We start from the raw sequence: 20,593 nt of genomic DNA on the forward strand, positions 1-20,593 counted from the left end.
CCCGCATGAGCGACATCCTTGCAGACAGCTTAGACGGCATTGAACGCCGATCGCTGGCTGACTTCACCGAAAGTGCCTACCTCAACTATTCCATGTACGTGATCATGGACCGTGCCTTGCCGCATATCGGCGACGGCCTGAAACCGGTACAGCGACGCATTATCTACGCCATGAGCGAGCTGGGCCTGGATGCCGACTCCAAGCACAAGAAATCGGCGCGAACCGTCGGTGACGTGCTCGGCAAGTTTCACCCGCACGGCGACTCGGCGTGCTACGAAGCCATGGTCCTGATGGCCCAACCGTTCAGCTATCGCTATACGCTGGTCGACGGTCAGGGCAACTGGGGTGCGCCGGATGATCCGAAGTCCTTCGCCGCCATGCGTTACACCGAAGCGCGGCTGTCGCGCTATTCCGAAGTGCTGCTCAGCGAACTGGGCCAGGGCACGGCGGACTGGGGCCCGAACTTCGACGGCACCCTCGATGAGCCCTTGGTGTTGCCGGCGCGTCTGCCGAATATCCTGCTCAATGGCACCACCGGCATTGCCGTCGGCATGGCCACCGATGTACCGCCGCACAACCTGCGCGAGGTGGCGACCGCTTGCGTTCGCTTGCTCGACGAGCCCAAAGCCACGGTTGAACAACTCTGCGAGCATATCCAGGGCCCGGATTATCCGACCGAAGCAGAAATCATCACGCCGCGCGCCGACCTGCTGAAAATGTACGAAACCGGCAAGGGCTCAGTGCGCATGCGCGCTGTTTACCACATTGAAGACGGCGACATCATCGTCACCGCGTTGCCGCATCAGGTTTCCGGCGCCAAGGTACTGGAACAGATCGCGGCCATGATGCAAGCCAAGCCGTCCAAGGCGCCGCAGATTGCCGATTTGCGTGATGAGTCCGATCACGAAAACCCGTGCCGCATCGTGATCATCCCGGGCGCACGGAAAAACTTCGACCACGATGCGCTGATGCAGCACTTGTTCGCCAGCACCGAGCTTGAATCGAGCTACCGGGTCAACATCAATATCATTGGTCTGGATGGCAAGCCGCAGTTGAAAAACCTGCGCGCGCTGTTGGTGGAGTGGCTGGAGTTCCGCGTGCGGACAGTGCGCAGGCGTTTGCAATTCCGCCTCGACAAGGTCGAGCGTCGCCTGCACCTGTTGGATGGTTTGCTGATTGCGTACCTCAATCTGGATGAAGTGATCCACATCATCCGCACCGAGGAGCACCCCAAAGCAGCATTAATCGCACGTTTCGCCCTGAGCGAAATCCAGGCCGACTACATTCTCGACACCCGTTTGCGTCAGTTGGCGCGACTGGAAGAAATGAAGTTGCGTGCCGAGCAGGATGAACTGCTCAAGGAACAAGCCAAGCTGCAAGCCTTGCTGGGCAGCGAAGCCAAACTGAAGAAACTGGTACGCACCGAGCTGATCAAGGACGCCGAAACGTACGGTGATGACCGTCGTTCGCCAATCGTCGAGCGCGCTGAAGCCAAGGCACTGACTGAGCACGACCTGTTGCCGAACGAGAAAGTGACTGTGGTCCTGTCGGAAAAAGGCTGGGTTCGCTCCGCCAAAGGGCATGACATTGATGCTACAGGTCTTTCCTACAAAGCCGGGGACGGTTTCAAAGCGTTGGCGCCGGGGCGTTCCAACCAGTTTGCGGTATTTATCGACTCCACAGGGCGCAGCTATTCGGTGCCGTCGCACACCTTGCCATCAGCACGGGGCCAGGGCGAACCCTTGACCGGCCGCCTGACGCCGCCGCCGGGCGCGAGTTTCGAGTGCGTGCTGATGCCGGAAGACGATTCACTTTATGTGATCGCCTCCGACGCCGGTTACGGGTTTGTGGTCAAGGGCGAAGACTTCCAGGCGAAGAACAAGGCCGGCAAGGCCCTGCTGAGTCTGCCGAACAATTCCAAAGTCATTCTGCCGCGTCCGGTCTCCGATCGCGAAAATAACTGGCTGGCCTCGGTCACGACCGAAGGTCGCCTGTTGATCTTCAAGATCAGCGATCTGCCACAATTAGGTAAGGGCAAGGGTAACAAGATCATCGGGATTTCCGGTGAGCGTGTGGCCAGCCGCGAAGAATACGTCACCGACATCGCGGTTTTACCGGAAGGTGCCACCCTGGTGCTACAGGCCGGAAAACGTACCTTGTCACTTAAAGCGGACGACCTTGAACATTACAAAGGCGAGCGGGGACGTCGCGGTAACAAATTGCCACGTGGCTTCCAGCGAGTGGATGCACTGCTCGTCGAAAACCTCAATTAGCCGAGAATGCCATCCTAGAGCGCTCTATCTGCGAAATAACGCGTAGATCGGTGCTTTGGCGCTGGAGTCGGAAGGCATATTCACGGATGATATGGCCTTTCCAGCGCCGGCGTGGCCGAGCGTTCTTCATATTTATTGAGTATTTTCACTGTGGTCAGCCTTGTGGCGGCCACCGGGATGGGACGATGACTGCTCTGCGCCTTCCTTTTATTTTAATGCTCGCTGGCGTTCTTGGCCTGGCGGGTTGCAGCGTACACCAGCCAGTGTCGTTGTATCAGCTGGACAGCGGCAGTCCGGCGCCGCCTGCGCAAAGCACAGGCATGGCCGTTTTACTGGGACCGGTAACCGTGGCGGATTACCTGCAGCGCGAAACGCTGCTGCAGCGTCAGGCGGATGGCAGTTTGCAGGCATCCACCGACGGCCGCTGGGCCGGTAGCCTGTCTTCCGACATCGATCAGCTGTTGCTGCGCCAGGTCGCAGGGCATCTGGACAGCCAGCGCGTTGTGCTGTCGCCGGCGACCGCTGGCTTTACACCGGATGTTCAGGTCCTGTTGAGCATCACCCGTCTGGACTCTGGTGAATCGCAACCGGCGATCCTCGATGCGCAGTGGCGCCTGATCGACCGTCGCGGCAAGGTGCGCGACAACCGCATCGTTCATCTGCAGGAAGAGCATGGGGGCGGTACGGCTGCTCAAGTCCAGGCACAAGGTCTTTTGCTGCAGCGTCTGGCCGAGCAGTTGGCGATAGCGCTCAAGCCACTGGCCAATCAGCCGCCAATCGCCGAAGCCCGCAAGCCCGCTGCCAAACCAGCGGCGCCAGCGGCGGAAAAAGATAAGCAGCCGAAGATTCCGATGGCCTCGCCGATTCGTACGGACATGGAAGTGTTCAGGTTCTGATGTTGCCGGGTTCAAGACAAAGCCTGCAGTGATGCGGGCTTTGTTGTATCTGCGGGGTGGGTTTTCATCGTGTCTGCTGGCCTTATCGCTGACCAGCCAGTTCCACAGATGTTGGCTGTTCACGCGATACTGGGTTCACCACCGGTGCGGTAGGTGCTGGCTTGCCAGCGATTGCGGCGGTACAGGCAACAAAAAAGCCCGCAGACAATCACTCGTCTGCGGGCTTCTTTGCATCAGGGCTACTGCTTAAGCCTGACGCTCATGCATCCGCGCCAGTTGCCGTTCCAGCATTGAGGGGTACGGCTCCATCAATCGTTCTACGCAGCAAGCTCCCTCAGGGCTGGCTATCGGACGGATCCGCGCACGCTGGCGGATCAGCGGGTCGTCATTGATCTTGCGTTCCACCAGCAGCAGATTGCGGCTATGTTGCGACAAGGCCAGGGCATCCTGGGCAGTCTCGGTCAGCAGCAGGTCGATCTGGCTCAGGCCGAACAACTCGTCACCTAAGGTCAGACCCAGCTGCAATTGCAGGGTAATGCCGCTGTCCGCGACTTCGATCTGCAACTGATGACCCAGCGCTCGCAGCAATTCACCACAGCAAATTGCATTGGTCAGGTAATCGTCACCGCTGGTTTCACTGTGGAACAGCATCAGCGTGCTGCCATCATTAAGCGTGTGCAATTCGCTCTCGTACAGCGAAGCGGCCTGATTGAGGCAATCACGATAACGTTTGAGCAATTCTTCCAGGCGAGCGCGCGGCAAGCGGCGCAGTTGATCCTGAGCGCCCAGTTGCACGGCGAGCACTGCACTGTGTTGCGGGACGTTCGATGGTTGCGGCTTCACCAGTGGTTTTGGCGCAGTGCCTACGGAGACATCACGCAGGTCGGCGAACGGGTCTTCGTCGTCCTCGTCATCTTCAACAGTGCTGACAACGCGCTTCGGCGCGGGCTTCAGCGCCGCTACCGGGCGACTCTCATCAAAGCTCGGATCGCGCAGGTTACGCACTTCGAAGGCTGGATCGGCATCTTCGTCGTCCTCGACGTCCTCGACGTCTGCAAACTCTGGCTCTGGCTCGGGTTCCGGCTCGACCGGTTCCGGCGCGTAGCTGGCGTGCAGTTGGCGAGCCAGGTCGCCGATTTCGTCCTGGCGGCCGGTGCCCGGCGTATATTCGTCTATGTTGCGCAGCCAGACACGTAGTTGCATCAGCGGTGTGGTCAGGTTGCGACCAAGGCGCAAGCTCAAGGCCAGCGCCAGTGCCAGCAGAATGGCGCTGAGGATACCCATGCTCTGCAGGCTGATGGTCATCGGCTGCTGGAACTGATCCATGTCCAGACTGATGCGCAACTGCCCGGCAGTTACATCCTGGAAAGTGATCTTGCTCTGATACATGCCCTCGGCTTCGCCCAGCAGGCTGTGCTTGGGGCGCTGACCGGCTTCGGCGAGGATGCGGTTATCCGGGCTGTAGATGGCCGCATGGGCCACCAGCTTGTTCTTGGTCAGGTTGTTGAGCAGCACGTTGAGGCTGAGGATGTCGTTGGACACCAATAGCTCGGTTGCCGAAGTGGCGGTCTGCGTGGTCAGGCTTTCACCCAGCGCATCGGCCTGTTCGTGCATGGCCTGCTTGAACTGCAAACCCATCACACAGGCGTAGATCACCAGGGCCAGAGCGACCAGGATCACGTTATGGCTGGCGATGCGAAGTGCAATCGGTACACGGCGATGACGCAGTGCACGGAAGATCAGCAGAAAGAAGTTGTCGGTTTTTACTGGCGTAGGCCGGTTCACTTGAGCTCGGCTCTTTGTCCGTGAAGTTGACGCGCAGTATAGCGACAGGCCCAGTACCGGCAAAGCGTTGACGGTGCCCGATGGTCACTGAAAGTGGGTAGAATGCGGTTTTTTTCCACCTGCGGGGGTGCGCCTTGCGCGAAATCGTCCTGATAAACATCACGGGGGTCGACCGTCCGGGTCTGACTGCGGCCATTACCGGTGTTCTGGCCCAGGGTGGTGTGAACATTCTCGACATCGGTCAGGCAGTGATCCACGACACCCTGTCCTTCGGCATCCTGGTTGAAATTCCCGACACTGATCAGGGCAAGTCGGTACTCAAGGACATTCTGTTCAAAGGCTACGAGCTCGATCAGCAGGTGCGCTTCACGCCGGTGTCCGAAGAGGATTACCAGCAGTGGGTCGGCAATCAGGGCAAAAAGCGTCACATTGTCACCCTGTTGACGCGCAAAGTGACGGCAGAGCAATTGCAGCGCGTGAGTTCCATCACCGCCAAATATGGCCTGAACATCGATCACATCGATCGTTTGTCCGGGCGTATGCCGCTGGACACCCCGGCCGACAAGGGCAAGGGTTGCATCGAGTTCTCCGTGCGTGGAGAAGCGGCTGATTCCCAGGCATTGCGCGCCGAATTCCTCAGTGTCGCGCAGGAACTGAACGTCGATATCGCGTTTCAGGAGGATTCGCTGTTTCGCCGCAACCGCCGTCTGGCGGTGTTCGACATGGACTCGACGCTGATCGAGGCCGAGGTCATCGACGAACTGGCGAAAGCGGCCGGCGTGGGTGAGCAGGTGTCGGCCATCACCGAGCGGGCCATGGCGGGTGAGCTGGATTTCCGTGCCAGCTTCAAGGAGCGTCTGGCTCTTTTACAAGGGCTGGATGTCAGCGTGCTCGACTCCATCGGCGCGTCGCTGCGCCTGACTGAAGGTGCCGAAACCTTGTTCGCCGAGCTCAAGCGGCTGGGCTACAAGACTGCAATTCTGTCAGGTGGCTTTACCTATTTCGCCAAGCAACTGCAGGCCAAACTGGGCATCGATTATGTGTTCGCCAATGAGTTGGAAGTGGTCGACGGCAAGGTCACCGGTGTCGCGGTCGAGCCGATTGTAGATGCGCAGCGCAAGGCTGATTTGTTGAAACAGCTGGCGCACAAGGAAGGCTTGCGGCTGGAGCAGACTATTGCGGTCGGCGACGGTGCCAACGATTTGCCGATGCTGGCGATTGCCGGGCTGGGCGTGGCCTTCCGCGCCAAGCCACTGGTAAAGCAGTCGGCGAAGCAGGCGATTTCCACGTTGGGGCTGGATGGGGTGTTGTATTTGCTGGGCTTTCGCGATCGGGACGGGCAGCTCTGAATTCTTAATCGCTTGATTCGGCCTCTTCGTCGGAACGCCGCCCGGAGCAAGCTCGCTCCCACAGGGTTCTGGTGTGTGAGTCAGATAGTCTGCACACCAGGGATCCTGTGGGAGCGAGCCTGCTCGCGAATGGCATCACCGCAGGCTCGGGCTCACCTCAGAGCGTCTTCCACAACGAATCAAAATCTTCTTCCGCGCTGACCGCGCCGCCCCCTGCCGCGTTGTCGTTTCTGGCGGTCTCCAGCGAGCGATAAGCGAACTGGTTGAAGCTGTTGGTGCTCGCCACCCGTCTATCCAGCCCGGCGCGGCGTTCCTCTCCGTTGGTGTTGATAACGACCTTGTTGCCTTCCTGAAACGGCAGTCGCGGCGTGAGCAGCGTAGCGGGCAGGTCAATTGCGCTGATCGCTGGCAACAGCAATCCACGAAGATAATGACTGTGATCGTCGCGCGTGCGCACCAATTGCAGTCCGCAGGGTTCGGCATAGGGCGCAACTTGCTCGATGCCCATTTGCGTGCCACCGCCGCGGACCTGACGAATCCAGCGCACCACGGCAATGCTCCAGCCTTGCCCGGCGGAATCCTCGATGCCGACCATTTCCCCGGCCTGCAATTCAGCAGGTACCGCGCCGGGCCAGGCCAGGCAATAACCGCCTGGGCTGTGATTGACTACCGGAAGCAGATAGGTCGGGAATTGCCGGTTGCGATCCGCCGCATCGTGGTTGTCATCAGTTTGCAGCTGCGCATATTCGATTTCTTCGTAAGGCAACATGGCATCCGCGGTGCCGTGGGGCGCGGCATCGAATGCATGACTCCATTGATCCTTGTCCCGACTGATCGGCGATGTCGCAGCGAAGTGCGCAGGACGGGATACCGGGTTTTTCAGGATGTCGCTGAAAGAGCGTTGCCCGCCCAGATAAAAATGCAGCGCGCTCATGCCCACGCACACATTCAACGTTCCCTGGCTGGGGGTGCGCTGAAAACTACGTTCGGCCGCCTGGCCCCAAGCCGCATGCAAGTGTTGCAACGTATCCTGGGTCAAGCCTGCCGGCACCGGCAGAGGTAAGTCGCTGTCGGTTTTTTGCAGATGGGCGTCGATGGCCGCGACCAGCGGCTGCGGATCGATGCCCAGTAGGGTCTCCTGCTGCTCGGCGCGAAATTTCGTCCGGTAGCGCGGCCCGATATCGAGGTCCGCCGCGACAGCGAACAGGCCGGTGGGCGGTTTTTCCGGCTGCAGCTTGAGCCACTGACTCCACGGTTCCAGCACTTCGGCAAGCCGCGCGATCTGGTTCTGGCGCAATTGATTACAGCGCGCGGCGCCCAGCAGCATTGCTGCCACGTAAGTCTGTTCGACGCTCAGTTGATGCGTCTGGCTGGCCAGCTCATCCCGCACGCTGACCTGCTGAAGTCGATAGGTGCAGGCAATTCGATAGAGCTGATGCAGATCCAGCCAGAGGCCTTCAGGCACCGGGCTGTACAGTTGCGAGGCGCGGATCAGCGGTCCGTTGAGGCAGTGAATCGCCCGCTGCAGCGCCTGCGTGAGCAAGGGTGCACGGTCCTTGCTGAAGCGCGGTGCGATGCGCACGACGATCTGTTTGTAGCCAATCGCCAGATGGCCTTGCAGCGCCTGACACAGGTTGGCGATCTTGCGCGATCGTTCGTCGAGGACAATCGCCTGATGCAGGAAATGCCGTTCCAGATGCTTGCAGACGTAATACACCTCGGGCCGCAGCAGTTCGAGCATTTGCAAGCGGTTGTCGCTGGGCGTCAGCAACTGATTAAGCTCGCTCAAGCCTTGATAGAGCTGGCGAGCGGTCTCTCCGATGTTGGCTTTGGGCAAGTTAGCGATCCAGCGTTTCAGATCGCGCGGCGTGGCCTCGCAGAACGACAGACGCGTTTGCGTCGGAGTCGGGGCGCGTAATAAGAGTGGGGGACTGGTGTCATTCATGCCCAAAACCATAGCAGAATCGGAACGGTAGGAGCTACCGCAGGCTCGGGCCTGCGGCAGTTCCTATGAGGATGGCCTAAAGACGCTGATTCAGGCGTGCGGCAGGCCCATGCCCTGGCCCATCTGTACCGGCGAACCGGCTGCCAGCTCTTGCGCCCATTTCACCTGATCCGGGCCGAACAGCACGACCGCCGTGGATCCAAGTTTGAAGCGACCCAACTCTGCACCTTTTTCCAGGTGGATCGGCGCACGGGCAGCTTCGTCATAGCGCCAGGTTTTCAATTCGCGTTTTGGTGGCGTAACCAGACCCGCCCACACGGTCTCGATCGACGCCACAATCATCGCGCCGACCAGCACGACGGCCATCGGTCCACGCTCGGTATCGAAGATGCATGCAACGCGCTCGTTGCGGGCGAACAGTTCCGGCACGTTTTCGGCGGTGGTCTGGTTGACCGAGAAGATCCGGCCCGGAATGTAGACCATTTCGCGCAGGGTGCCGGCCAGCGGCATGTGCACGCGGTGATAGTCCTTCGGCGACAGGTAGATCGTCGCAAAGTCGCCGCCCATGAACGGCGCCGCGTTGGCCGTGTCGCCTCCGAGCAATTCCAGCACGCTGAAACTGTGACCTTTGGCCTGGAATACGCGACCGTGTTCGATCGGGCCGAGCTGGCTGACCGCGCCGTCGGCCGGGCTGAGTATCGCGCCTGGCGTTGGGTCCAGCGGACGTGCACCGTCTTTCAGGGCACGGGTGAAAAAAGCGTTGAAGTGTTCGTAGGCGGTCAGGTCCTCGACCAGGGCCTGCGACATGTCCACCTGATAACGCTTGGCGAACCACGCGGTGAAGGCATTCTTGAACCAGCGCACGCGACATTCGGCAATGCAGCCGGCCAATCGCGAAAGCAGGTGATGGGGCAGCAGGTATTGGCTGAGGATAAACAAACGCTTCTTCATGAACAGTCCTTTAAAAACCTTAAATCTCTACAGGGGTGTCGGGATGGTTGCCCCATTCGCCCCAGGAGCCGGCGTAGCCTTTGACCCGCGGATACCCGAGGGATTTGGCCACCAGATAAGTGAAGCCAGAGCGATGATGGGTCTGGCAGTGGGTAATGATTTCTTTGTCTTTGCTGATCCCGAGTTGTTCGAGGATCTGCGGCATGTCGGTGCGAATGCGCAGTTGGCGAGCCTGATCCATGCCTGCGGTCCATTCGAAATTGACCGCGCCGGGAATGTGCCCGGCTTTGGCCGCGAGAACTTTTTCGCCGGAATATTCCAGCGGCCCGCGAGCGTCCCAGACGGCCAGGTCGGCGGCGCCAAGACGGCTTTGCAGGTATTCGCGAGTGGCGGTGGGTTCGTCGTGCAGGGTCAGGCTCACTGGGCCGCCCGCGGCGGCAGGCACTTCGGTCGACAATGGCAAGCCCTCAGCCATCCACGCCAGCAGGCCGCCATCCACATAATGGTAATTTTTGTGGCCGATGACATCCAGCAGCCAGATGAATCGGCCGGCCCAACCGCCGCCTTCGTCGTCATAGACCACGTAGACCGCGTCCTTGTTGTGGCCCAGTTCGCCGAACAGCGCTTCGAGCGCGGCTGGCGGCGGCATCAGGCCGGGCGCCGGCAACTGGCCGAGTTGCGTGCGTTTAGGATCAACAAAACGCGCGCCGGGAATATGCCCTTCGGCATAGCGGGCGCTGCTGGTCAGGTCGACCAGAATCAGCTCGCGGGCGTCGAGACGGGCGAGCAGGTCGCTCGGCTCGATCACCAGGGCCAAGCCAGAGAAGTCAGACATGTGAGGTCTCCAGAGCACAAAAGTGGGGATTGTAACGCAGGGTCATTGGCCCCGGTGGCTAAAGCTGCGCAAGGCCTTCTCGATGCACTGCGCGGTTTTGCCGAAGGCCTGCACGGTAATTTCGCAGAACGGCCCGCCGCCCTGATCAGCGACCACGATCATGATCACGCGGCCATTGTTGACCAGTGAGCGCATCAACACGTGTTCGCCAGCAAACTGTAAACGGAGGCCTGCGGGCACCAGCGCGGAAAATTGCGCCGTGTTGTCCGGGGTCAGACGTACTTGCGCCTGTTGCGAGAGCAGACGTTGCAGCACCTTGCTCTGATTCACCACAAAATTCAGGTTGGCGGCGTCTTTTGGCAAACCGGCGATCTGCTGAACACGCAAATTGGCGTGCGTGCGGTCGGCCATCAAAATCATCACTCGGCGCATGCCGCACGCCACCAATGCATCGCGGGCAGAGGTGGTCAGGTGCATGGCGTTGGTAAAACGACTCGGCTCGACCAGCAGTTCGGCACATTGTTTGCGCCAATGCGCCAGGTCGACAGAACTCGGCGCCGCAGCGGGCCTCATGCCGGGATGCACGCGGTGGGTGCCCGACGGCCAGAGCAGCGCAACCGCCGGGTGCCAGAGATCGGGCATGGCATGCTGACGCGCACTGTTGGCGGCTTGTTGATGCAACTGCTGAATGACATCGTCCATCGGCATTTGTAGATAAAGACTGGTCAGGTATTGCCAGCGCTCACTGTGAGGGCTGTCCCAGGCTTGTTGCGCTGACAGCGCCAGACCGTTGGCCAGCAACACAGTGTTGGCCGGCTGATTGAGCCAGCGGCGCAGGGTCGGGTCGTCGTCGAGGCGGTTTTGCTGGCGCAGCGGATGGTCGCTGTCACGCGCAATGCGCAGCACCTTGACCAGTTCACGCTGCTCGCTGAGCAGCAGTCGATAACCCTGCTGCACCCAGATCGGCAGGTGCCAGACGTCCACCAGTGCCTGACAGATGGCCAGCAGACGCACGCCGAACAATTGTTGCTCGACCTTGCGTGCCGGTTCACCTTTATGAATGACCCGCAGTTCCCATTCTTCAAGCAGCTTGGGGTGAGTCAGCGCCATCGGCCACAGTGGTGAAAGAAACAGCAGGCTGCCCCAGTGAATGTCCTGCCACAGTCGCGCCAGGCGTGCGGCGAAAAAACCGTTGGCTTGCTGGGTTGCATGCTGGCTGATCAGTTGCACCTGGCGCAGGGCGATCGGGATGTGTGATTCAGGCTGGGCCGGCAGGCGTGCGAGCAGTTCTTCAGTGCGCTTGAGGCCGAGGCGATTGATCGCCACTTCAAGATTTTCCGCCGGCTCGGTCATGCTGCCTTGCGTGTGCCGGTTGGCTTCGCGGATCACGCTCAATGCCAGGGCAGGACTGTCCTGCATCAAGTCGGCGATATCGCGCAGCGAACTGCGATGGTCGCCAATGGCTTTGCAAACACGGTCATGGCTAGCCAGCGGAACGGGCAGGCGGACGCCGTCGAGCAGTTTGATCCAGCCTTCGAGTGTGCTCGGTTTCGGCACTGCAACGTTCGTTTCATTAGCCATGGATGGACGCGATCTTCGTCTGCTCTACCGATGCCCGGAATGGGCCAGATTGGCTTTTCGCCTGAACGGGCTATAGTCTGGCGCAGTTTTGCCGATAAGGAGAAGAAGAGATTTTTCAACTTCCGAATATGACCTTGAACCCGACTCAGTAAGTGCTCCCCTACCTATGGCTAAAATAATCGGCATCATCGTCGTATTCGCGAGCGTGCTCGGCGGATACGTGCTCTCCCACGGCAAGATTGCCGCCCTGATCCAGCCCTTCGAAGTGCTGATCATCGGTGGTGCGGCCCTTGGTGCATTTTTGCAAGCCAACCCCGGCTACATGACCATGCACGTGCTCAAGAAATCCTTGAGCATGTTCAGCTCGCGTTTCAACCACGCCTTTTATCTCGAAGTGTTGGGCCTGATTTACGAAATCCTCAACAAGAGCCGCCGTGAGGGCATGATGGCCATCGAAGGCGATATCGAAGACGCCTCGGCGAGCCCGATTTTCGCCAAGTACCCGTCCGTGCTCAAAGACGAGCGCATGACCGCTTTCGTCTGCGATTACCTGCGCATCATGTCCTCCGGGAACATGGCCCCGCACGAACTCGAAGGCCTGTTCGACATGGAACTCTACAGCCTCAAGGAAGACCTCGAGCATCCGTCCCACGCGGTGAACGGCATTGCCGATGCCCTGCCGGGTTTCGGTATCGTTGCGGCGGTATTGGGCATCGTGGTCACCATGGCCTCCCTGGGCGAAGGCGACCAGGCCGCCATCGGCATGCACGTGGGTGCGGCGTTGGTGGGGACTTTCTTCGGTATCCTCGCGGCGTACGGCTTTTTCGGTCCGCTGGCCACCTCCCTGGCGAACGACTCCAAGGAAGAGTTGAACATCTACGAAGCCATCAAGGCTTCGCTTGTGGCATCCGCGTCCGGCATGCCGCCTTCGCTGGCAGTGGAATTCGGTCGCAAGGTTCTGTACCCGGCACACCGTCCTAGCTTCGCCGAGCTGGAACAAGCGGTGCGCGGTCGCTAAAAATGGAAAATAACCAGCCGATAATCATCAAGCGCATCAAGCGCATCGCCGGTGGGCATCACGGGGGCGCCTGGAAGATTGCCTTCGCGGACTTTGCGACGGCGATGATGGCGTTCTTCCTGGTGCTGTGGCTGCTGTCGACAGCTACGCCCGAACAGAAGATTGCTATCGCCGGTTACTTCAAGGACCCGGTCGGTTTTTCCGAAAGCGGCACGCCGTACATCATCGACCTGGGTGGCTCGCCGACGCTGGCACCCGAGAACACGCTCAATCCTGAAGAGAAATCCCAGCCTCAGCCGGACAAAGTCACTGTCGACACCGAGCAGGTCGAGGGCATGGCCGAAATGGTCGAGAAGGAGCGTCTCGAGTTGCTGCTGCAAGAGCTGCAGAACAAGGTTGACGAGAATCCTCAGCTGCAGAAATTCAAGGACCAGATCCTGTTCGAGATCACCCCGAACGGTTTACGCATCCAGATCATGGACGCGGAAAACCGGCCAATGTTCGACTCGGGCAGCGCGCGTTTGAAACCGTATTTCGAAGACATTCTGCTGGCCATGGCCGACACCATCAAGGCGGTGCCGAACAAGATCAGCATCAGCGGCCACACCGATGCCAAACCGTATACCGGCTCTGGTGATTTCGGTAACTGGGAGTTGTCGGCCAACCGTGCCAACGCCGCGCGCCGCGCATTGGTGGCCGGCAGTTATCCAGAGTCGCAAATAGCACGCGTGGTGGGTTATGCGTCGTCGGCACTGTTTGATAGGGAGAGTCCGTTCAATCCGGTCAACCGTCGTATCGACATCGTTGTGTTGACCAGGAAAGCGCAAGCCGCCATCGAAGGTGCGCAGGGTGCGGACCCCTCGCCGATTCCGGGGCAGGGCGCGCCTGGTGAGGCGCCGGGTACACCGTCTACATCGGTGCTACCGGTTGATCCTGATGCCTTGCCTGATGATCAGCAGCCGGTGCCGGCGCATGAACTTCGTGAGCGGTTGAATCTTTTTGATGATGTTGCGCCCAAGCCGGTTGGGCCGGCGCAGCCGTAGGGTTGGGATTTGATTTGGGGGCCACCTGATTTGCCGCGGGCGCTGATCCATATTTAGGAGCGGAGCTTGCTCGCGAAGGCGGCGTGTCAGGCAACTTGGTTTTGAGATGTGTACATATCCGTTTTTAGGGTGATGGCTTCTATTGGTTCCGCTCTTACAGCGGGTCACTTGGAGAAGCCTGCGCGGCCCGACACCAAGTAACCAAGCGCTTGCGCCGCTGACGTACGGCCCTTCGCTTAGGCTCAGGGTTCCCTCGCTCCGGTCCTGCTCCGTGGGCCCGCCGCGATCGGCCATCCTTGGCCGTGCGCGGCTAACCCGGCATCCTTGCCGGGTTGCCCACTGCGCAGAACCTGCGCTCGGCCTTCCGACGCGGCAGGTCAGGATCTACAGCCAGATCAAGATCTACAGCCAGATCAAGATCCAAAGCCAGATCAGGATCAATTACCAGATCAATAGCGCAATCAGCAGCTCAGCGTGCGAGAAACGCGAGAATGCAGCGTAACCTGCGCAGCCAGGTCGGCCGGTAGGCCGCCTCGGCGACGCTTTGGCACTGTGTGCCCCCTGGGGAGGCTGAGTGGAGGTTCTGCTCAGTGGGCAACCCGGCATGGATGCCGGGTTAGCTGCCGCCGGCCATGGATGGCCGATGGCAGCGGGCCCACGGAGCAGGACCGGAGCGAAGGCATGGCGAGCCTAGGCGAGCCACCGGACGAAAGGGGCAAGAGCGCTTGGTTACTTGGCGCTTCTCCAAGTGAACCGCTGTAAGAGCGGAACCGATATCAGCCGTCACCGCAGAAATGGATATGTACACCCTCAAAATCCACTTCGCCTGTGCCATAGCTATCGCGAGTAACCTCGGCTCCTACAGGTCCTGTGTCCAGTCACGGATACGCCCATCCCTTGCGGTCCAGTTCCAACCATCAAAACCCCCGCCGAATCCGGTTTTTGAGCTTGTCGTGAAACGCATCGGCATCACGCTTGTAAACACTGCTAGTCGACTCAAGCGACTCCATTCCCGACCGGCTCGAAAGCGTCTCCTCCCGATAAGCATCAATGAAGAAGTTGATATCCGCCTCACCGCTCAGCGTCGGCCATTTATCGAGGTACAACGGCAGGTCGCTATGACCGATCTTGAACGAACAAATTCTGCGATTACTGATCGTCGCTTCCCCAATCTCAAACGGCACCCACCACGATTGCGCCGTCTCTTGGGAAACAACAGCCAGCAAATGCGTGCATTCGGTGATGTTGCGAGTGATCACCGCCGTGATGTCATCGGTGTGCTGCGACTCTGTATCCAGTACGTCGAGGTACGTCCTGATGTTCGCCCGCACCAGGCGATCGTTGAGGGTCATTGCGAATTTGCGATCAGTATGGCGGTAGCTGATAAACACTGGCATCAGAAGTGTCCCTTGATTGCGAGTTCGCGGTAATAGGCGCCAAGCGCGGTGAGGCGGCAGCCAGTGGATTGCATGGCGGCGAAATACATGTGATCGGCGTCGACCGGTTCGATCAGGCTGTGGCGATTGCACTTTTGCAGCTGACTGAAGATTTCTCCGTTGTCGGGGTCGAAATCGGCCGCCGTCGGTTCGTAGCTCGGATCGAGCGGATAGACGAAAGCGGGATCCGGGAACCAGTCCTTGAGCTTGCGCAGGGTTTCTTCGGGGATCAGCGGCGTGACTTCGCGCAGCGGCACAAACTGCGACACATTGGTCTTGAACACGGGGCGCTGCTCCCACGCCCCCAGCGCGTTGTCGACGAACGAATAGACGCTGCCGGGCGTCACCTTGCCCAGCACGTTGGCGGCCCCGCCGTGCAGCGCCTGCAGTAGCAAGTCGGTGAACACCCCGTGGCCCCTGCCTTCCATGGCCACCTGGTCTTTTTTGCAGGCAGTGAGAATGGTCAGGCCTTCGCTGATGACACTACTGCCGCCGCGCAATCCGCGCATGGCTGCGGCTGCACCGGCCTGGCAGCAATCGAGAATGATGATTTTGTTCTTGATGTGAGTGGCGTCTTCCGCCCATTTCAAAACATCGCTGATGCGGATGCCTTCAACGCCTTGGCCGAAATCCTGGGGAATCAGCAGGCCTTCGTCGATGCTGGTATCGAACTGACCATGCCCGGCGAAATACAGCAGGGCGACATTGCAATCACCCGAAAACAGAAGCTGTATCTGCTGTTTCAAATACAGATGAGTCAGGTTTTCCTCTGCCGACGTCAGCACTTTGTTATCGAAATTCGGCCGGCCGTTGGCGTGGCGCTCGAGCACTGACGCCATGGCCATCGCGTCATTGGTGCAGCCGCTCAAGGCTGATACATGCATGTAATGGTTGATACCGATGAACAGTCCCTTGCGCATGGTTACACCGCCGTGTGCAGGCGAATGGCTGCAACGATGCTGTTGGTGTTCCACGAACATTCGGCATCCGCTGCGTCGCGTACGACTGTGGAAATTCGCTCTGCACCAAACGGTTTGATAGCAATGATCACCTTGCTCATGCGCTTGGCGATCTCGATTTCCTTGTTGATCCACTTGCTGTACGTCGCATACATGCCGGCCATGATCAGGACCGCTGAACACGGGCGAATCTTGTTCTCGATGGCCAGTTCGAGCTGCATGTCGTTCAGTGCGCCGACAATCGGGTTATGCGGCGGAACGGAAAAATTCTTGAAGGTGAACGTCGGGTGTTCGGTGAGCAGGTCAATCAGCCGGTCGTGTTTGTCGGAATAATTCCACGAATGACTGATGAACAAATGATAGGTCTGCATGGGTTTCCCTCGGTCTCGCCAAGTGCGAAGAGGGACTGAATGTATGCAGTTGAACGAGCGTCACAAGGCTTTGGCGGAGAAAGAGAGTTACCCTACAAGCAGGCGTGGGGAGGTCCTACAGAGACTTCTGACGTTTAAGTGTTCGGGGAGTTTGCAGGATGCAGCACGCGACCACCGCCCCGTCAGTGTGGGGCGGCGAGTGCATCTGTTTAATACGTGCTTTCAGGCAAACTGGCGATGATCGAGCGGTAGCTGTTCATCCGTTGCTGCTGCACGCGGCCTTCTTCGAGCGCCTTGAGCAGCGCGCACCCAGGTTCGCGATCGTGCTTGCAATCACGGAAGCGGCAGGTGCCAATCAAGTCATTGAACTCGATGAAACCGGCTTCGACGTCAGCGCGGCTGACATGACCGAGGCCGAATTCGCGAATACCCGGGGAGTCGATCAATTCGCCGCCACCGGGGAAGTGGAACAGGCGCGCGGTGGTCGTGGTGTGAGTACCTTGGCCGGAAAGCTCGGACAACGGGCCGACGCGGGTTTCGACTTCCGGGAGCAGGCTGTTGACCAGCGACGACTTGCCGACGCCGGACTGGCCGACGAACACGCTGATACGTCCGTCCAGTTGTTCCTGCAGTTGCTCCATGCCATTGCCGTGGTGCGCCGACACTTCCAGTACCGGGTAACCGAGCGTGCGGTAAACCGCCAGCAGCGCATTCAACGCCGGGGCATTCTGCTCGTCGATCAGATCAAATTTGTTCAGCAGCAGCAACGGACGAATGCCGGCATGCTCGGCTGCGACCAGGTATCGGTCAATCAGGTTGGCGTGCGGTTCCGGCAATGGTGCGAAGACGATGACGATCATGTCGACGTTGGCCGCAACCGGCTTGAGCTGGCCACGGCTGTCCGGGCGGCACAGCTCGGTTTTGCGTGGCAGTTGCGCCACGATCACACCGATGCCCTGGTTGCCGGCACGCCAGACCACCTGATCGCCGGTCACCAGCGCAGGCAGGTTGGCGCGCAAGTGGCAGCGGAATACCTCACCGGCCAGCTCGCCTTCAAGCGCTTCGACTTCGACCTGAACACCGAAGTGCGCGATCACCAGGCCGGTCTGTTCCGGGCCCAGGTCGCCGCCCTCAAGTGCCTCGACAGCCGAGGACTCGCGTTTGGCGGCGCGGGCAGCGCGCTCGCCCTGAATTTTTTCGATGCGCCAGTTTTGACGACGATTGAGTTGGCGTTTGGCCATGGGTGTTCCGTATCAAGAATGCAGCGATTAGGTAAAACGGCCGCGAGTTTAGCACGCCCGGCCACCGGCCTAGGCTAAACTGCGCAGCATTGCCTAGGAGCCGACACATGCAAAACCCGCAGAATCTGATCTGGATCGACCTGGAAATGACCGGTCTGAACCCTGATACCGACGTCATCATCGAGATGGCCACCATTGTGACCGACAGTGACTTGAACACTCTGGCCGAAGGTCCGGTGATCGCCATTCACCACAGCGACGAAATCCTCGCGGGTATGGATGAATGGAATACCCGTCAGCATGGCGGCTCTGGCCTGACTCAGCGTGTGCGCGACAGCCGCATCAGCATGGCGGAGGCCGAAGCCGAAACCATCGCTTTCCTGGAGAAGTGGGTGCCGAAGGGCAAGTCGCCGATCTGCGGCAACAGCATCTGCCAGGATCGTCGCTTCCTCTATACCCACATGAAATCACTGGAAAGCTATTTCCACTACCGCAACCTCGATGTATCGACCTTGAAAGAGCTCGCCGCGCGCTGGGCTCCAGAAGTGCGTGACAGCTTCCAGAAGGGCAGCACCCATCTGGCACTGGACGACATCCGCGAATCCATTGCTGAGCTGCAACACTACCGCAAGCATTTCATCAAGTTCTGATTGCGGCGCAGACTGTTGTGGCGATGGGGTTTGTGTGGCGAGAGGGCTTGTGTGGCGAGGGGGCTTGCCCCCGTCGGAGTGCGAAGCACTCCCCTGCATTCTTTCAGTTGCAACGCATTCGCAGGTTTACGGCTGCTTCGCCGCCGAACGGGGGCAAGCCCCACGCCACAGGTATGTGAATGCCTTGGCGCCCTCTTTTGGTGCCGCCGCTTAATGGCTAGACTGCGCGCCTTCCCGCAAGGACAGCCACCATGTTGCTGATGCTCTATCTGATTGCCATCACCGCCGAAGCCATGACCGGTGCGCTTTCTGCCGGGCGTCGCGGGATGGACTGGTTTGGTGTGGTGCTGATTGCCTGCATCACGGCGCTCGGTGGCGGGTCGATGCGTGACGTACTGCTCGGCCACTACCCGCTGACGTGGGTCAAACACCCGGAATACCTGGTGCTAACGTCCATCGCCGCGATGTTTACCGTGTTCGCTGCACGCTGGATGCGTCATCTGCGCTCGTTGTTCCTCGTGCTTGATGCTGTGGGGCTGGTGGCATTCACATTGATTGGTTGCATGACCGCACTGGAAATGGGCCACGGCATGCTGGTGGCATCGGTCAGCGGCGTCATCACGGGGGTCTTCGGTGGCATCTTGCGAGACATCTTCTGCAACGATATTCCGCTGATTTTCCGTCGCGAACTCTATGCCAGCGTCTCGTTCGCGGCGGCGTGGTGCTACATGCTGTGTCTCTACCTACAGTTGCCGGGCGAGCAGGCCATTCTGGTCACTCTGTTCGGTGGCTTCCTGCTGCGTCTGCTGGCGATTCGGTTTCATTGGGAAATGCCCAAATTCGTCTACAACGACGAAACCTGATCCGACGCGTCCCCCTGTAGCAGCTGCCGCAGGCTGCGTCCGCTGCGCAGCGGTCATAAACCGCGAGTCCTTCGGCCTCGAACGCAGCCTTCAACAGCTGCTACGCGAGACCGTGTTGTTTAAGAGCCCACTCGACGTGTTCCCGGACCAATTCAGAGGGATAGTCGCGCCGCGCCTTCAGCGCCTCAACGACCGGAATGCTCGACGGCGCATTACCCAGCCCGACTGCCAGGTTGCGCAGCCAGCGCTCGTAACCCGCGCGGCGCAACGGCGAGCCTTCGGTGCTGCTTAAAAACCTGTCCTCGTCCCACATGAATAATTCCGCCAGCCCGGCATTGTCCAGATTGTGCCGTGGCTGGAAATCACCTTCCCCGGAGGGGCGGGCGAAGCGGTTCCATGGGCAGATGATCTGGCAGTCGTCACAGCCGAACACGCGATTGCCGATCAAGGGCCGCAACTCTTCGGGAATTGCGCTTTTCAATTCGATGGTCAGATACGAAATGCAGCGTCGGGCGTCCAGCACATAGGGGCCGACGAAAGCGTTGGTCGGGCAGATATCCAGGCACGCAGTGCAACTGCCGCAATGTCCTTTGCTGTGCGGCGGGTCAACCGGTAGCGGCAGGTCGACGAACAATTCGGCGAGGAAGAAATAACTGCCAGCCTTGCGATTCAACACCAAGGTGTTTTTGCCAATCCATCCGAGTCCGGCCTGCTCGGCGATGGCTTTTTCCAGCACCGGCGCACTGTCGACAAACGCGCGATAGCCGAACGGACCGATCACGGCTTGAATCTTTTCGGCCAGTTGTTGCACGCGCTTACGGATCAATTTGTGATAATCGCGGCCCAAGGCATAACGCGAGACGTAGGCTTTTTCCGGTTCCGCCAGGCGTTTGGCCATTTCGGTGTCGCCCGGCAAGTAGTCCATGCGCAGGGACACCACGCGCAATGTGCCCGGCACCAGCTCTTCCGGGTGCGAGCGTTTGCTGCCGTGGGCGCCCATGTAGTCCATGTCGCCGTGATAGCCGGCATCGAGCCAGCGCTGCAGATGCTGCTCATGCTCGGCAAGGTCGAGGCCGCTGATGCCGACTTGTTGAAAGCCCAGCTCGCGACCCCAGTCCTTGATGGATTGGGCGAGGGCGGGCAGGTCTGTGGTAATAGCGGGCATGAGGCGAGAGAAACCGGAGCTGAGTTGCGTATAATTCTGCCAGACATCGGAGCCCGAAGACGCATGCCGCACACTAAAGATGATTTACCCGACGCGCTGTACAGTGCCGCGCAAGTTCGCGCCATCGATGCGCGCCTGATTGCGGCCGGCACGCCAGGCTTCGAATTGATGCAGCGTGCGGCGCGCGCGACTTGGCGCGCGCTGGTGCGTCAGTGGCCGACGGCGAACGAAT

The 20,593-nt window shown here is 59.7% G+C and carries 17 protein-coding genes and 1 pseudogene; 8 read left to right on the top strand and 10 right to left on the bottom strand.

Features of this window, described 5'->3' with window-relative positions; translation table 11 throughout:
• Positions 1-5: 5 nt before the first annotated feature.
• On the top strand, positions 6-2,273 hold the full coding sequence (gene parC, locus F8N12_RS19005; RefSeq protein WP_150581854.1) for a DNA topoisomerase IV subunit A: 2,268 nt from the start codon (positions 6-8) through the stop codon (positions 2,271-2,273).
• A gap of 185 nt (positions 2,274-2,458) precedes the next feature.
• A complete protein-coding gene (locus tag F8N12_RS19010; RefSeq protein ID WP_150581855.1) occupies positions 2,459-3,169 on the top strand; it encodes a membrane integrity-associated transporter subunit PqiC in 711 nt (236 codons plus the stop codon).
• A 246-nt stretch (positions 3,170-3,415) separates the two neighbouring features.
• Here F8N12_RS19010 and F8N12_RS19015 read toward each other — a convergent pair whose 3' ends face one another.
• The gene (locus tag F8N12_RS19015) at positions 3,416-4,954 is read right to left on the bottom strand and encodes an AhpA/YtjB family protein (RefSeq protein ID WP_150581856.1); all 1,539 of its coding nucleotides are present in this window, start codon (positions 4,952-4,954) and stop codon (positions 3,416-3,418) included.
• Between the two features lie 134 nt (positions 4,955-5,088).
• Here F8N12_RS19015 and serB point away from each other — a divergent pair, with 134 nt between their 5' ends.
• On the top strand, positions 5,089-6,303 hold the full coding sequence (gene serB / locus F8N12_RS19020; protein WP_150581857.1) for a phosphoserine phosphatase SerB: 1,215 nt from the start codon (positions 5,089-5,091) through the stop codon (positions 6,301-6,303).
• 157 nt (positions 6,304-6,460) lie between these two features.
• Here serB and F8N12_RS19025 read toward each other — a convergent pair whose 3' ends face one another.
• From F8N12_RS19025 to F8N12_RS19040, 4 genes are all read right to left on the bottom strand, one after another.
• Positions 6,461-8,248: a molecular chaperone gene (locus F8N12_RS19025; protein ID WP_150581858.1), complete on the bottom strand. Its 1,788-nt coding sequence runs from the start codon at positions 8,246-8,248 to the stop codon at positions 6,461-6,463.
• 90 nt (positions 8,249-8,338) lie between these two features.
• Complete coding sequence (gene asd, locus F8N12_RS19030) at positions 8,339-9,205, bottom strand: archaetidylserine decarboxylase (protein WP_191623189.1); 867 nt, start codon at positions 9,203-9,205, stop codon at positions 8,339-8,341.
• A 13-nt stretch (positions 9,206-9,218) separates the two neighbouring features.
• The gene (locus F8N12_RS19035) at positions 9,219-10,034 is read right to left on the bottom strand and encodes a rhodanese-like domain-containing protein (RefSeq protein ID WP_150581860.1); all 816 of its coding nucleotides are present in this window, start codon (positions 10,032-10,034) and stop codon (positions 9,219-9,221) included.
• Positions 10,035-10,076: 42 nt separating this feature from the next.
• Complete coding sequence (locus tag F8N12_RS19040) at positions 10,077-11,615, bottom strand: HDOD domain-containing protein (protein ID WP_150581861.1); 1,539 nt, start codon at positions 11,613-11,615, stop codon at positions 10,077-10,079.
• A 166-nt stretch (positions 11,616-11,781) separates the two neighbouring features.
• Here F8N12_RS19040 and motA point away from each other — a divergent pair, with 166 nt between their 5' ends.
• Both motA and motB read left to right on the top strand, forming a co-directional pair.
• Entirely contained in the window at positions 11,782-12,633 is an 852-nt protein-coding gene (gene motA, locus F8N12_RS19045; RefSeq protein ID WP_150581862.1) for a flagellar motor stator protein MotA, read from the top strand.
• A 2-nt stretch (positions 12,634-12,635) separates the two neighbouring features.
• Positions 12,636-13,676, top strand: a complete 1,041-nt coding sequence (gene motB, locus F8N12_RS19050; RefSeq protein WP_150581863.1) for a flagellar motor protein MotB — start codon at positions 12,636-12,638, stop codon at positions 13,674-13,676.
• Between the two features lie 917 nt (positions 13,677-14,593).
• On the opposite strand, the gene F8N12_RS19055 is transcribed toward motB, so the two are convergent.
• The 4 genes from F8N12_RS19055 to rsgA all read right to left on the bottom strand — a co-directional run bounded on the left by F8N12_RS19055 (position 14,594) and on the right by rsgA (position 17,683).
• Positions 14,594-15,073 (bottom strand): toll/interleukin-1 receptor domain-containing protein, encoded by a 480-nt coding sequence (locus tag F8N12_RS19055; protein ID WP_150581864.1) that lies wholly within the window; start codon positions 15,071-15,073, stop codon positions 14,594-14,596.
• Positions 15,073-16,032 (bottom strand): caspase family protein, encoded by a 960-nt coding sequence (locus F8N12_RS19060; RefSeq protein ID WP_150581865.1) that lies wholly within the window; start codon positions 16,030-16,032, stop codon positions 15,073-15,075. The genes F8N12_RS19055 and F8N12_RS19060 overlap by 1 nt, the downstream gene beginning before the upstream one ends.
• A gap of 2 nt (positions 16,033-16,034) precedes the next feature.
• Positions 16,035-16,442: a TIR domain-containing protein gene (locus F8N12_RS19065; RefSeq protein WP_150581866.1), complete on the bottom strand. Its 408-nt coding sequence runs from the start codon at positions 16,440-16,442 to the stop codon at positions 16,035-16,037.
• A 209-nt stretch (positions 16,443-16,651) separates the two neighbouring features.
• Positions 16,652-17,683: a small ribosomal subunit biogenesis GTPase RsgA gene (gene rsgA / locus F8N12_RS19070; RefSeq protein ID WP_150581867.1), complete on the bottom strand. Its 1,032-nt coding sequence runs from the start codon at positions 17,681-17,683 to the stop codon at positions 16,652-16,654.
• Between the two features lie 107 nt (positions 17,684-17,790).
• On the opposite strand from rsgA, the gene orn reads away from it, so the two are divergent.
• The gene (gene orn, locus F8N12_RS19075; protein ID WP_045061845.1) at positions 17,791-18,333 is read left to right on the top strand and encodes an oligoribonuclease; all 543 of its coding nucleotides are present in this window, start codon (positions 17,791-17,793) and stop codon (positions 18,331-18,333) included.
• 251 nt (positions 18,334-18,584) lie between these two features.
• Positions 18,585-19,196: a trimeric intracellular cation channel family protein gene (locus tag F8N12_RS19080; protein ID WP_150581868.1), complete on the top strand. Its 612-nt coding sequence runs from the start codon at positions 18,585-18,587 to the stop codon at positions 19,194-19,196.
• 100 nt (positions 19,197-19,296) lie between these two features.
• Here the strand turns inward: F8N12_RS19080 and queG are convergent, their stop codons facing one another.
• A complete protein-coding gene (queG, locus tag F8N12_RS19085) occupies positions 19,297-20,361 on the bottom strand; it encodes a tRNA epoxyqueuosine(34) reductase QueG (RefSeq protein ID WP_150581869.1) in 1,065 nt (354 codons plus the stop codon).
• A 63-nt stretch (positions 20,362-20,424) separates the two neighbouring features.
• Here queG and F8N12_RS19090 point away from each other — a divergent pair.
• A pseudogene (locus F8N12_RS19090) lies at positions 20,425-20,593 on the top strand (bifunctional ADP-dependent NAD(P)H-hydrate dehydratase/NAD(P)H-hydrate epimerase); the annotation flags it as partial.

The sequence above is a fragment of the Pseudomonas fluorescens genome, from assembly GCF_902497625.1.
GTDB classification, from domain to species: Bacteria; Pseudomonadota; Gammaproteobacteria; order Pseudomonadales; family Pseudomonadaceae; genus Aquipseudomonas; species Aquipseudomonas fluorescens_BQ.